The organism is Virgibacillus kekensis, assembly GCF_042654125.1.
Taxonomy (GTDB): Bacteria; Bacillota; Bacilli; order Bacillales; family Amphibacillaceae; genus Lentibacillus; species Lentibacillus kekensis.
On the sequence record NZ_JBHSFU010000008.1, the window covers coordinates 35,784 to 49,130 of the forward strand.

The following is a 13,347-nucleotide window of genomic DNA, read 5'->3' on the forward strand; positions in this document are numbered from 1 at the left end:
TCCTTTTTATACTAACTTTTTAGACACCTATAACCCTTATTCTACCGTTATCAAAAATACCCTTCTAAAAGGTACACGTTTTGGCACTATCAGCAGCAGTAGCATAAATAATATTTTTCGCGTCTCATAATGTCTACATGGTAACTTATGAAACGTCCCAAAAGTATATAAACCTTTTGGTACAATTGGAGTATAGTTATGACATACCAAACAACAAATACAACAACATCAATAAGGGGAATAGAAATGGCAATTAAGAAGTTTGGATATGTTCGAGTGGCAATAGCCAAAAGACTAACTGTCATGATATGATGGGAACATACATTCTCTTAGAATAGGGTAAAATTATGCTAGTGAAATGCTTAAACTTCTTATATTCCCTAATCAAAAACAAATAAAGTACTCTAATGGTTCATTGAAAGGAGTGGAGACCATGACAAAAGTGGTCATCCTGGCCGAAAAACCTTCTCAGGCTAAAGCATATGCAGAAGCTTTTACGATATTGGAAAAAACAAAAACTTATATTCTATTAAAGCCGGATGATATATTCCCGGATGGTGCGACAATCACCTGGGGAGTCGGCCATCTGGTTGAATTAAAAGAGCCTCATGACTATAAACCTGAATGGAAGAAATGGAAACTCGATCAGTTGCCGATTGTCCCGGAAAAGTTTTATGAGAAAGTTTCTAAAGGAAAGTGGGAACAGTTTCAGGCTGTCAAAAAATTGTTCCAACAGGCGAATGTGATCGTGAATGCGGCCGATGTCGATCGGGAAGGCTCCAACATTTTTTACAGTATTCTCCGCTTAACGGGTGTAAAAGAAAAGCCCATCAGGCGATTGTGGATCAATTCACTTGAGAAGGATGAAGTTCGGAAAGGATTTAGGAACTTACAGAATAACGAGAAGGATTTGCGGTTGTTTGATGAAGCGAAAGCCCGTCAAATCAGTGATTGGATGGTTGGAATCAATGCCAGTCGCTTGTTTACGTTGCTTTTGCAGAAAAAAGGTTTCGCAAGCTATTTAACGATTGGACGTGTGCAGTCTCCCACGGTGTATTTAATCTATCAGAGGCACAAGGAAATTGAGAGCTTTCAATCCGAGCCTTTTTATCAGATTGAAGGGTCTTTTCAGGCTGCAGCAGGTACATACAAAGGCATGGCTGAAGTTAAGGAAAAGGATAAGACAAAGGTGCAAGCAATTATGGATGAACACGGACTGAAAGAAAAGGAATCGTTAACCGGCCTGGTTCAAACCATAAACAAAAAGACAAAACACCAAAAGTCACCTAAACTGCATTCGCTGTCCACCCTGCAGAGCGTAGCCAACAGACGCTGGAAGTATACACCGTCGCACGTCCTCAAGACGCTCCAGAAACTCTATGAGAAGCGACTTGTCAGCTACCCGCGAACCGACTGTAACTTCATAACCGAAAATGAGTTTGCTTATTTAGTGAAAAACCTGAATTCCTATCAGGGAGTGTTGAACATCTCGTTCACACCTGCGTCCCTGAAACCAAATAAACGGTATGTCAACGGCAGCAAAGTTCAGGAACACTATGCAATCATTCCGACCAAGTCAGCCCCCACTTCAAAGAAGCTAAGCGGACTAAGCCGTGAAGAACAGAATATTTATCATGAAATTCTGGCCACCACCCTGGCGATGTTTCACACGGACTACGTGTATGAAGAGACTACCATTTTTACAAATGTCCATGATCTACCCTTTAAAACTACCGGCAAAAGAGAAGTGAAAAGTGGCTGGAAAGAGCTGTTTCCGAAGCCGTCTAAATCAAAACAGGAGAAGGAACCTAATCTGCCGAATGTCCAAAAAGGTGAAAAGGTAGGCGCGGAGGTTCATATTAAGGAAAGTATGACACAGCCACCAAAGCCGTACACAGAAGGCCAGTTGATCAATATGATGAAAACCTGCGGAAAGCTGATGGATGACGAGGCAGATGTGGAGATTTTAAAGGAAGTCGAAGGTTTGGGGACAGAGGCAACTCGTGCAAGCATTATTGAAACAATAAAGGCGCAGAAGTATATTGAAGTGAGAAAAAACACCGTCTCTATTACAAATAAAGGAATAATGTTGTGTGAAGCAATTGAAGGAACGCTGTTATCAAGTCCTTCCATGACGGCGAAATGGGAATCATACTTAAAGAAAATCGGCAGTGGTGAAGGATCAAAACAAGTGTTTATCAAACAGACAAGCCAGTTTATTGAAAAGTTAATGCAGGACACTCCCGGCTCGATTCAAAAGGTTTCCATTCGAAGCACCGGCGAGAAAAAGAAATGGAATGAGCCAATCGCCAAATGCCCTGCCTGTTCTAAAGGCTCGATTGTGGACCGATACAAGTTTTATGGATGTTCCGCGTATAAAGAGGGATGTAAAGTGACATTCCCGAAAAAATTAGCAGGGAAAGCGTTGACTAGGAATACGATTAAAACATTGTGTGAAAGAAAGCAAACGAAAGTTCTAAAAGGATTTAAGGGGAAGAAAACGTTCAGTACAGCTTTAGCATTGGATGAAGATTATAAGATTAAATTTTGTTTCAAAGATTCGGGGATGGGTGTGAAATGATGCTGACACAGCTTTCAGATTTGTGGTGGCTACACTATTAATATCAGGGGTAAAGCGTATGCTAAACCTAATAAACTGCAAGGGGGAATTGTGATGAGCGCTATAATGCTGCGGGACGTAACGGAAGATGATCTTCGGGTTTTTTTCAAACACCAGCAGGATCTGGATGCAAATCATATGGCGGCATTTACAAGTGAGGACCCGGGTGATTGGGAAAGCTTCTTAACTCATTGGAACAAAATTCTGTCGAACAAAGACATCATCAAGCAAACGATCACTGTTCAGGAAAATGTTGCTGGAAATATTCTATGTTTTGAGCAGTTCGCCGTACCCGGTGTCAGCTATTGGATAGGAAAAGAATATTGGGGCAAAGGAATCGCTACCAATGCTTTAAGGGAATTTACAAAACACGTTACAATTCATCCACTTTATGCTCGTGCTGCAAAGGACAACATAGGGTCACTCAGGGTACTGGAGAAATGCGGTTTTACAATCTCTGGCGAGGACATTGGGTTTTCTAACGCACGCGGGGAAGAAGTGGAAGAATTTGTATTTATACTTGAATGAAATTTTTATTACAGAATGTCTGCTAGTATATGAGATTTGGTGATTAATTCGTTAAAGACGTAAGCGGACGATCATTAAGTTAGGGTAATACTTTTATGGGTTTTGACCCAGCCTCTTTTTTAGTTCCTTTGACTATAAAAGTAATATATGAAAATGTTTGTTTCTGTGTGTATGTAACCGTCACAGCATACATCATCTGAATGCTTCGGTGAGATATTTTTATGGTAAAAGGTATGACTATAAAGTTCATAACAAAATATTAAAAAGATGACCCCTAACAGGGCCATCTTTAGAAAGCAGAATCATACCTTACGTGAGTATCTAATTAGACTGATCGAGAATTAAATAGTTATTTATTTTTCCCATTTCCTTTTCCATTATTCTTTTTTAGCAGTACTTCATACGAGAAGTCAACTGGACTTTTATCATTAGTTGGTGCGGCATAAGTTGTGATCATATAGTTTTTGCCATTTTTAAACAACTGCCGTAATTGTAAAGCATCTTCTTCAGTAACATTAAAAGGCTCAACATGAAGCACTTTATACTTTGTGTTAGCCCCATTCCCTTTACCTACAGTACGCTCGTTAATAAATGTAACCGTGTAATCCACATACTGGCCAAGCAGTTCATTCATTGATAAAAATTCATCAGTTGGGCTTCCATCGTTGGAATATCCGATTTCAGGAATTTCAATGTTATCGATAAACCATCCAGAATCGTTATAACCCCAATCCGTCATGTAGCGGAAAGCAATATGAACTTTTTGCCCGGTATAGGCTAAAAGATCAAACGTTTCCTGCTGCCAGTCTTCGTAGTGGCCAGTGAAGCCAGGAAGGTTCTCTTTAATGGCAGGGTAACCTTCTGCAACGATATCTGACCTGGTGTTTTCGTTAGCAAGGTTTGTCCAGCTCTGTCCACCGTCAGTTGATACCTGCACAACTCCGAAGTCCCATTTCTCTTCAATATCTATATAGTTATCGAACTGGAGTGTTGCAGTGTCTACACCTGATAAATCTACTTCAAAAATCAAGGCATTGTCCAACTCATTCCCCTGGTTACCCCAAAGTACCTGATTGTAGCTTCCTAAAGGATCAGCTACACTTTCCCATGGTACTGGCAGGAAGTCGATTCCATCAAAATTAATCCGATCGATTTTATCCTGAAAGTCCAGTTGTTTAAAATCACCGCCCCATGCAGGAACGCCTTCTTTTTCAAATGTTTCAGCTTTTACATAGTTTACCGTGAATCCTCGTTCTGTTTCCTCTGAATCGACAGCTAAATCTCTTAAATCAATGCTGTCAAAGTCATACTTACCACCAGTGCCATCATCCAGGGCTAGCGCTGTGATGAACTGATTGTAAAGCTCAGTGAAGTCCATATTTATGCCATTGCTTGCTAGAGTATTGTTAACTCCCTCAATTCCTACATCTGTACTTGTTGCAAGGTCCCGGACAAACTCCTGACCAAATTTGTCATACAGATAAAGCGTAAAGAGATAAACCTGGCCATAGTCAGCAATTGTTTCCGGCCCGGTCTCCGCATCGTAATGATCGTCCCAGTTCACAAGAGAATTTTCTGGGTGGTCAAGGTAAAAGTTGATTGAACCTTCGCCATGCCCATAACCGCCAAGGAACTCGGAGAACGTAGACATCCCTTCGTTAATCCATGTTTCTTCTGCACCGTCATTGTCTGCGTGGATTAAGTGCTGAAGTTCATGGATGGTTGTAGCGAAAAAAGTATTTTCAAGACGCTCTTCCCAGTTGTTTGTGTCGATTGTAATAATATTTCTGTCCATATAGATTTCTAGTGTTTGCCAGAAGAAACCGGCAACGAAGAAAGGATAACTTGGATCGTTATAGTTTTCATCTTGAATGTTATCTACTAACATGATGATTTTGTCACTACCTGAATAGTAACCCTCTGGGAGTCCGACCATTTCCGGAAGTGGAGAATTTGACCCGTCGAGGGTATCCGGCTTACCGAAAAATTCTGTCGCCACCGGATACATATTACTATCAAATTCTGCTGCTAATTTATCAACCTGTTCCTGGGTAACCACATGAGCAGGTCGTGAATCTCCTTCCGGGAATGAGAGGTCTTTAGCTACCCAGATTTCCACATTTTCTCCAACACTTCTCAATGTGAATTCCTTGAATGCTAAATTACGATCCAGAAAATACTTTGTTCCCCCGTCATAGGTAAAGGTAGAATCAGCTTCTTCCCCTTCACTGGAGGTATCTTCGTTAAAATTGATTTGACTTGCCTGTTCTTTAATTTTTTGTTTAGCTTCCTTCATAAATTCTTCATTCTGGGACAACCTGTTTAACTGCCCGTCAATATCAATTCGATCTCCATAACGCTCTGTGTTCCACTTGGAGGAAGTAGCAGTATCTGCGGTAACTGCCCCTCCGAATGATGGTACAATCAGAGATAACGCTAATGTCCCTGCCGATAAGACTGAAAAGAACTTCTTCTTTTTCAATTAATTATTCCCCTCTCATATTTTTAGCCTTGCTAGCCTGTCCCTCCTTTTCAACCAAATTAGCTAATATCAAAACTAAGATATTAGTCCTACTTTTTTATTATAATTCAAAACAAGCTGAATTTTTGTCGCAATTTCTTACGTCTCTATTACTAATTTAGTCTCTTTTTGTCAAAAAAAAGTACATTATCCAAGCTGGTTTGTATTTTCATGTGTAGAATACTCGTCAAAAGTAAGTGTTTTTTTGTCCTCTATTTTCAAATAAATACAGAGTAATTCCTTCAATTTAAAAATACGTTACCCTCTATTAATTTGATTAACCTTTTTGCGGAAAATGGTGCCATTACCTGGTTTGGTTCCTCGTCATAATTTGGTACTTATAAAACAGTTCAAATCATATTCTTATAAAAGAAATTAGTATGAAGGAGGTCATGTTAGTTGAAAAAAGTTAAAGTGAGATTAAGACCCATTGTAAGCAAGATAAATTTACCTACTGTTATAAAAACAACTATGTTTCCGGGTGACTCAATTGAAAGATTGTTTATTGCAACACAGGTAGGAGAAATCTTTTATATTGGCAACGGAGATATTCGGACATTTTTAGATATCCGACCGCGAATCCTAAAATTGGGCATTGCTGATGGGGGATATGATGAACGGGGATTGCTAGGATTAGCGTTCCATCCCCAATTTTACTATAATGGTTTATTTTATCTTCATTATTCAGCAGCTGGAACACAAGGCCCAGGTGCTCTTCCTAAGTCTGAAGATGCAAACCAACATCATGAAGCTCTTCCTGAATTTTTTAAGCCTAACCCGTGTGATCCTGAAACCTTAAACTTAAAGTGGATAAATAGAGAAACTCAATATGATCATATTGATACCGTTGAAGAATGGATTTTACAACCGAATGGTAAACCTCAAAAACGAAGAACATTACTTAATATAAGAAGACCATTTTTTAATCATAATGGTGTCAACAGCTTAAACTTTTCACCTGAAACAGGAAAACTTGTTTTAACTACTGGAGATGGTGGATCAGGATATGATCCATTTAACTTAAGCCAGGACGATTTAGAAATCGCTGGTAAAATCATTGAAATAGATGTAAGTATGAATGCAAACATCAATAATCCATCGATTGTCACAAGGTTTAATGAAATTCCCGCACCTATTCAGGAAACGCTTACAGTAATCGCCAAAGGGGTTCGTAATATACCAGGCATTACATTTCAAAGGTTTTATAATCAGTATATAAAATACGCAGGAAATGTCGGACAGCATTTGGTCGAGTCGATTTTTTCATTCGTCCAATATAAACCAATTCCGGTTACTCAGCTAATTCAAGCTCCATTTATGAACTTTAAACCTGACAATGAAGGTTTTATTAACTTTGGCTGGAGAGGTTGGGAAGGTGCTTTTCCTACTCCGATTATGAGTAGCTGCACTAATAATCCGAATTTGGATGAGAAAACTATTGCTTATTACAATGAAGCAGTAGCACTTTCAGGGAATCGTCTTCGGCCTTTAACTAGTTATTTTCATCAAGATACCAGACCCGATAAGTTTGCAGGGACTGCACTTACTGGAGTACAGCCATATATGGGGAACAGAATCCCTGCTTTAACAGGAAGCGTTGTGTTTACTGATTTTGCCCGGAAAGAGCCTCAATCCCCGATTAGAGGGGCTTTAGCATATACCAGGGTGAGACCAGATGGTACACAAAATGATTATAGTGTGATTGAAATCGATTATGATTTTGAATCTCAATCAGCCTATTATACTAGTTTGGGAACGAATATGAATCAAACCAGTTTATATTTAGGGGTTTATGACTCTATGAATGTAACAAATTTTAATCAAGGCACTGTTTTTGAAATAGTTCCATAATGACTGGTGTGATTTGTACGATCACTAAATAATAATCTTTTTTACTCTTTTAAAAATGATTAAAGCAATTTCAACCCATAACCAGCTATAAAGGAAAGCGAATAAAAAAATCCATGCAGTTGTAAGAAATGAAATGGAATCTGAGACAGCTGGACCTAAAACTGGAAAGTGAAAAATAAACAATAGACTCATAATTCCTAACATTAAAGAAATTGTGCCAGTAACAATAATACTTAATCTCTTTTTAAAAATGTGAAAAGATGCCCCTATGCCAAGTCCTAACAATCCTGTTGTAAAAGGAAATACAATTAATTCAGTTGGTTGTATGATGAACAACAATATAATTACCAGGAAATAGGACTTTACTCCAAATGAAATGGAAAACATAGAACTTAGCAGAATGGGTGCAGTGGCAAGCGCACTTAAAAAATATCCGACACCTGGTAAAAAGCCGCCTGCAGCCTGCAGAATAGCAGCAATACCGGCAAAAATAGATACTAAAATAAGCCTCATCGTTTTTTTATGTTTATTGAATATTATTTGAGATAAACGAACCTCTTCAGAAATAGGTTTTAAAAAATACACCTTTCCACCTCATTCTAAATGATTTATATGTACCATACATTATATTTACCACTTATTAGAATTGAACTTATTAAATAGCGGTTTTTATATTATCTAACTTCATAAATAATGATAGCATTATTATGGATAACGAAATGTGATTTATATCACAAAAGTTGTGTAAGATGAAAACAAAAACAGCCATGGGTGAAGGATGATTTACTAATGATTACAGCGATTGAAATGTACCATCCTCGACGGAATAATGGTAGGATTTTTTGACCGCCGCTTTAGAGCGGGTAAATAATGGAATAATGAAGAGTTTCGCGGTTATAGCTATCCCAACAAGTACATTGATTGCTGAAGGATTTGGAGAAATAATGGGGATGAAGAAGGGCTGAGGTTAGATCCACCTTTGCCATCTTTTTGACCTACTTCAAGCCGGGGGGACACCACCATATTCGGTATAGAGCCGAAAATAAGAAGCTACCCTAAAAAACGGATAACTTCTCCACACTTCAAATCCTATTGATTCACTTCTTCCTTATCCTTTGAAAATTCCTTAATGAAATCTGCAATTCTTTCTCCTACCATTATCGCCGTTGCTGCAGGACCACGTGATGGTACCATTGGGAAGATGGATGTATCCGCAACCCATAATCCTTCCATTCCATGTACTCTACCATATTGGTCAACGACTGCTTCAGGGTCATTACTTGGCCCCATTTTTGCACTTCCACTAGCATGAATTGCAGATGCGAGATGAGTAAGTAACCATTTATTTAATTTATCATCATCATTCAGTGTAGCTTCATCTATTTCAGTCAATTTTTTGAAATACTGTTTATAAGCGTCACTGGTTAATATTTTCACAGCAGTTCGCATGGCTTCTCTCATTCTACTTAAATCATATTCATTCTCTAAATAATGGTAATCTATTCTAGGATATTTGTGAGGGTCTTTTGAAGTAATGGTAATATTTCCTCTGCCTTTAGAGTATTGCAAACCTATAACAACCATCATGTCTCCCTGATGCATTGCTTGCTGAAGAAATCGCTTCTTAGAGATACCTTTCACTGACTTTAATGTTTGGCCAGGTCTTTTGACGATATCTGCAATCCCCTTAAACTTTGATCCACCGAGCATGGAGGCACCAAGCGGTAACGACATGAGCATAATTTCCAAATCACCTGGATGTTCCGAGCCCGTTGATGTGAAGTTTAATGCAGACTGTAAGTTATCTCGCTGCTCATCTGGGCCAGGTACTTTGTTTGGTTTATATCCCATTTGAATATCAGGGTGGTCAGAAAACTTTTTACCTACACCAGGTAAATTATGTACCACATCAATTCCAACCGCATCCAATTCTTCACTGGGTCCAATTCCCGATAACATCAATAAGTGAGGTGTATTAAAAGCCCCTGCAGATAATACAATTTGGTCTCCATGAATAATTTCCGTTCCACCATTTCTTTCGACCTCCACACCAATTGCCTTCTTCTCCCTAAAAATGACTCTTCTCACAAAAGTCTTTCCACTGACAGTTAAATTTTCACGATCTCGATTTGGATTAATATATGCAAGACCAGTATTAATTCTGATTCCATCTACTGCATTTAAAGGTACCGGACCATAACCAGGTTCCCCTCCAGCATTCTTATCTTCTTCATAAGTGAAACCAAGTTCCTTACAAGCTTGGTAAAAGGCTTTCGTCATCCCATAAGGATTTTTCATTTCCCGATAAACTGGTACTGGACCGTTACTACTATGGATATCTGTGTCCCCAAAATTCAAATCATTTTCAGCTTTTATATAATATGGCAGAACCTTTTCATACGACCATTCCGTGTTCCCAGCTTTTTCCCAACGATCAAAGTCTTCCTTAGTACCACGGATGAAATAACAACCATTTAAAGCAGATGAACCGCCAAGAATTTTTCCTCTTGGAACTGAATATGGTAATTCTGGAGTGAGATTTCCAGTGTATGCCCAGTTATTTGGATGTCCTGGGACAGCACCTGCCATAAAACTAGCATTTAAAAGGTCTTCACGAAACTTGTCACTATCAGGATAATCGTCTCCAGCTTCTATCAATAACACTTCCTTGGCTGGATCCTCGCTTAAACGTGCCGCCAGAGGAGCACCTGCTGATCCCGCGCCAATAATGATATAATCATATTTACCCATACTTTTCTCCTCCTTTAAAAAAGTTAACCCTACTAAGAATTGTATTAGGGTATGTAACCGTTTTCTTTTTTTAGTTATCTGCCTCCCTTTTCATCTATAAACTTATTGTATTGGAATGGAAACACCCTTGTATATTCCCTTTTTTGGGAGATTCCTTTTCTATCCAATAAGTAGTATTTTTCACTTTTCAGACAACTAAATAGTAGTGTTTAAAATTTTTTGATAATATATATGTTAATAATACCAATATGGAGGGGTACGTGTATGAACCAAACTGAAATTCTAAATCAAATTTCACACCTTAAAAATATCTCTAATCAAGAAGACAAGCTGTATAGTATTCTAAAAACTTATATCGACATCTTCCCTGTAGAGGATGCCTTTCTATATCGTTATTCTCCTATTGGGTACCTATGCGAAGGTGTAATCGGTTTATCTTCATCACGTATTATTAATATCCGCGAAGAAAGAGCAAGTATCAAGACGTCTCCTGGTTTTATCCCCCTACTAAAAGAAAAAAAGGCTAGATTCTATTCTGGTATTGATCTAATAAAACTCATGACAAGTGATTATATTTTCCCTTCTACAATTAATTCAACCTTAGTTGCCCCCCTCTGTATTGGCGAAGTCATTATTGGCTTTATTTTAAGTTATCATTTTGAAGGTGAACCAAACTTTGATAAGAAATTACTGACTACAATTACTCACTTCGCCAAATTCTCAGGGGGTTTACTTGACAATAATGAAATGATTGGAAACACTGAAAGTTTAAGTAAAAGAGAAGTAGAAGTCATGCAAAGAATTTCATGGGGAGAAAATACAGAAGAAATTGCTAACTACCTAGGAATCAGTAATCAAACTGTACAGCAATATGTAAAATCTGTTCTAAAAAAATTAAAAGTACAAAATCGCACTCACGCAATTGCTGTACTTTTAAGAAAAGGGATAATAGGTTAAGCTGTTGGGACAGATCGACAAATTATTATCCTAATTGCTATCCACAGAGCAGGGGATCCTCTCTTTTCTTGAAAGATGTTTGTGTTGAAGTCACAACAACGTCAGAGATAGTTATCTGTAGTGTTTTGGTTGCCAAATTAAATTAATTGGTGATGAAAAAGCAACTCACACAGCTTTAACGGGCAGTGTAAGTTAGTTTTCATTATGACTATTCTATTTTTCTATTAACCTATTAGATTGCAATAATTTTTTAATGATACTTAGGATAATCCGAAAAAGTTAATCCGCAAGTGGACAGTAATGGACGCTTTTTATTTAATGTCCATTATTCGGGTTATAGTTCAGACCACTAATGGGGAGTTTCTTATTAATTCTAATTTTTACACTAACTCAGTCTGGTTTTATATTGACTTCTAATTAAATTTATTTCATAATTATTTATTAACTTAGGGGGAAGAGAATAATATTCATCGACATAAAAATTTCATTCCATGCAATGCTATTGAACCTGACCCTTGACCTGTTAGTCAATCTCTTTATCGATTTTCCTTCGTTAAAGGGTACTATAAAGTGGTTATTAGATATATCTATATATTTATGAAGGTAATACTGCTGAGATTTTGCTCTTCCGTCCTTTGTATAAGGGGGAAGGGCATTTTTCACATAAAAATTGGATGGTGGATGGAAAATGAATAAGAAAAGGATCGTTGTCAAAATAGGTAGTAGCTCCTTAACAAATATGAATGGTGGGTTAAGTGCTGAAAAGCTGCGTGAGCATGTAGACGCGCTTGCCCGATTGAAGCAACTTGGGCATGAGGTGATTTTGATATCATCCGGAGCAGTTGCAGCTGGATTTACAGATATTGGATATTCATCGCGCCCTGTAACGATTGCCGGTAAACAAGCATCCGCAGCAGTAGGGCAAGGACTATTATTGAAACATTATACAGACGAATTTAAAAGACATGCTATTGTTGCAGCACAATTACTTTTAACAAGACAAAACTTTTTGTATAAAGAACAATATCAGAATGCATATGCAACCTTATCTGAACTTCTAAAGCGGAATGTAACACCTATTATTAATGAAAATGATTCAGTGTCAATTGAAGAATTAACTTTTGGCGATAATGACATGTTATCAGCACTAGTTAGTGGTTTGGTGCATGCAGATTTTTTAATGATACTAACGGATATCAATGGTATATATGATCAAAATCCAAGAACTCATCCAAATGCAAAAAAGTATACCTTCCTTCGTGAGATTAATGATCATTTAGTAAATGGGGCTTCTGAAGCAGGTTCAAAAGTAGGTACTGGTGGGATGAAGTCAAAAATAGAGGCAGCACGTACAGCATTAGTTTTAGGTGTGAAAGTATTTATTGGATCCGGGACGGGGGATGAAAAACTTGTTGATATTCTATTTGGGAAAGGCGATGGAACTTATATTGGCAGCAGCTCACAAGCCAGTATGAAGAACTCTAAACAGTGGCTAGCGTTACATTCCATTCCTAGCGGGAAAATAGAAGTTGATCATGGTGCCGAAGTTGCTATATCAAGACATGGTAAAAGTCTCCTGCCTGTTGGTGTAACAAACATTATAGGTAACTTTAATGTCAATGATGTAGTTGATGTAGTTAATGTAAAGGGGCAACTTATCGGGAAAGGTAGTGTGAATTTTTCTTCTAAGCAATTGTTAGAAATTAAGGGATTATCAAGCACAGAGGCAATGATAAAAGCAAATAGTGATCAAAAGGTCGTTATTCATAGGGATTATTGGGTAATTCATAATAAAAAGAGCATGAAGTATGAGTGAAATTTATCAAGATGACCAAATTAGTGAGTTAATTTAAAAAGCTAAGAAAATACACAGCAGCGTCACTAGCAAAGGCGGCGGAATAAAAATAAAGCACTTAAGTTTATTTCTTACCATTTTACAATAAGAGAGATCTACTTGCCATGATAGAAATGATTCATGAGGCTATACCGAAAGTCACTGTCAATGCATCAATCTCTGTTTAAAACCTGGAAATGCCGTATTTCGTCGCGGGAAAGGTTATCCATATTATTCCAAAGTGGTGTTTTAAATCCAATACTACGATTTGGCTAACGCATGAAA

Annotated in this window: 8 protein-coding genes; 5 read left to right on the forward strand and 3 right to left on the reverse strand. The window is 37.9% G+C overall.

Annotated elements, in window-relative coordinates:
• The first annotated feature begins 433 nt into the window (after positions 1-433).
• Complete coding sequence (locus ACFO3D_RS14445) at positions 434-2,581, forward strand: type IA DNA topoisomerase (protein WP_390297456.1); 2,148 nt, start codon at positions 434-436, stop codon at positions 2,579-2,581.
• A gap of 93 nt (positions 2,582-2,674) precedes the next feature.
• Positions 2,675-3,148: a GNAT family N-acetyltransferase gene (locus ACFO3D_RS14450; RefSeq protein ID WP_390297459.1), complete on the forward strand. Its 474-nt coding sequence runs from the start codon at positions 2,675-2,677 to the stop codon at positions 3,146-3,148.
• A 349-nt stretch (positions 3,149-3,497) separates the two neighbouring features.
• Here ACFO3D_RS14450 and ACFO3D_RS14455 read toward each other — a convergent pair whose 3' ends face one another.
• Positions 3,498-5,630 carry a choice-of-anchor J domain-containing protein gene (locus ACFO3D_RS14455; protein ID WP_390297462.1) on the reverse strand — a complete coding sequence of 711 codons (2,133 nt, stop codon included), beginning with the start codon at positions 5,628-5,630 and terminating at the stop codon, positions 3,498-3,500.
• 438 nt (positions 5,631-6,068) lie between these two features.
• Here ACFO3D_RS14455 and ACFO3D_RS14460 point away from each other — a divergent pair, with 438 nt between their 5' ends.
• Positions 6,069-7,520, forward strand: a complete 1,452-nt coding sequence (locus ACFO3D_RS14460) for a PQQ-dependent sugar dehydrogenase (protein WP_390297465.1) — start codon at positions 6,069-6,071, stop codon at positions 7,518-7,520.
• 24 nt (positions 7,521-7,544) lie between these two features.
• Here the strand turns inward: ACFO3D_RS14460 and ACFO3D_RS14465 are convergent, their stop codons facing one another.
• Both ACFO3D_RS14465 and ACFO3D_RS14470 read right to left on the reverse strand, forming a co-directional pair.
• Positions 7,545-8,105: a hypothetical protein gene (locus ACFO3D_RS14465; protein WP_390297468.1), complete on the reverse strand. Its 561-nt coding sequence runs from the start codon at positions 8,103-8,105 to the stop codon at positions 7,545-7,547.
• A 504-nt stretch (positions 8,106-8,609) separates the two neighbouring features.
• On the reverse strand, positions 8,610-10,271 hold the full coding sequence (locus ACFO3D_RS14470; protein WP_390297471.1) for a GMC family oxidoreductase: 1,662 nt from the start codon (positions 10,269-10,271) through the stop codon (positions 8,610-8,612).
• A gap of 264 nt (positions 10,272-10,535) precedes the next feature.
• On the opposite strand from ACFO3D_RS14470, the gene ACFO3D_RS14475 reads away from it, so the two are divergent.
• Positions 10,536-11,228: a helix-turn-helix transcriptional regulator gene (locus tag ACFO3D_RS14475; protein WP_390297474.1), complete on the forward strand. Its 693-nt coding sequence runs from the start codon at positions 10,536-10,538 to the stop codon at positions 11,226-11,228.
• Between the two features lie 688 nt (positions 11,229-11,916).
• Positions 11,917-13,044, forward strand: coding sequence for a glutamate 5-kinase (gene proB, locus ACFO3D_RS14480; protein WP_390297477.1), 1,128 nt, complete (start codon positions 11,917-11,919; stop codon positions 13,042-13,044).
• Positions 13,045-13,347: the final 303 nt, after the last annotated feature.

Coding starts and splice junctions, on each gene's coding strand:
- ACFO3D_RS14470 (WP_390297471.1), bottom strand. CDS start 10,271: ATGGGTAAATATGATTATATCATTATTGGCGCGGGATCAGCAGGTGCT.
- proB (WP_390297477.1), top strand. CDS start 11,917: ATGAATAAGAAAAGGATCGTTGTCAAAATAGGTAGTAGCTCCTTAACA.
- ACFO3D_RS14450 (WP_390297459.1), top strand. CDS start 2,675: ATGAGCGCTATAATGCTGCGGGACGTAACGGAAGATGATCTTCGGGTT.
- ACFO3D_RS14475 (WP_390297474.1), top strand. CDS start 10,536: ATGAACCAAACTGAAATTCTAAATCAAATTTCACACCTTAAAAATATC.
- ACFO3D_RS14445 (WP_390297456.1), top strand. CDS start 434: ATGACAAAAGTGGTCATCCTGGCCGAAAAACCTTCTCAGGCTAAAGCA.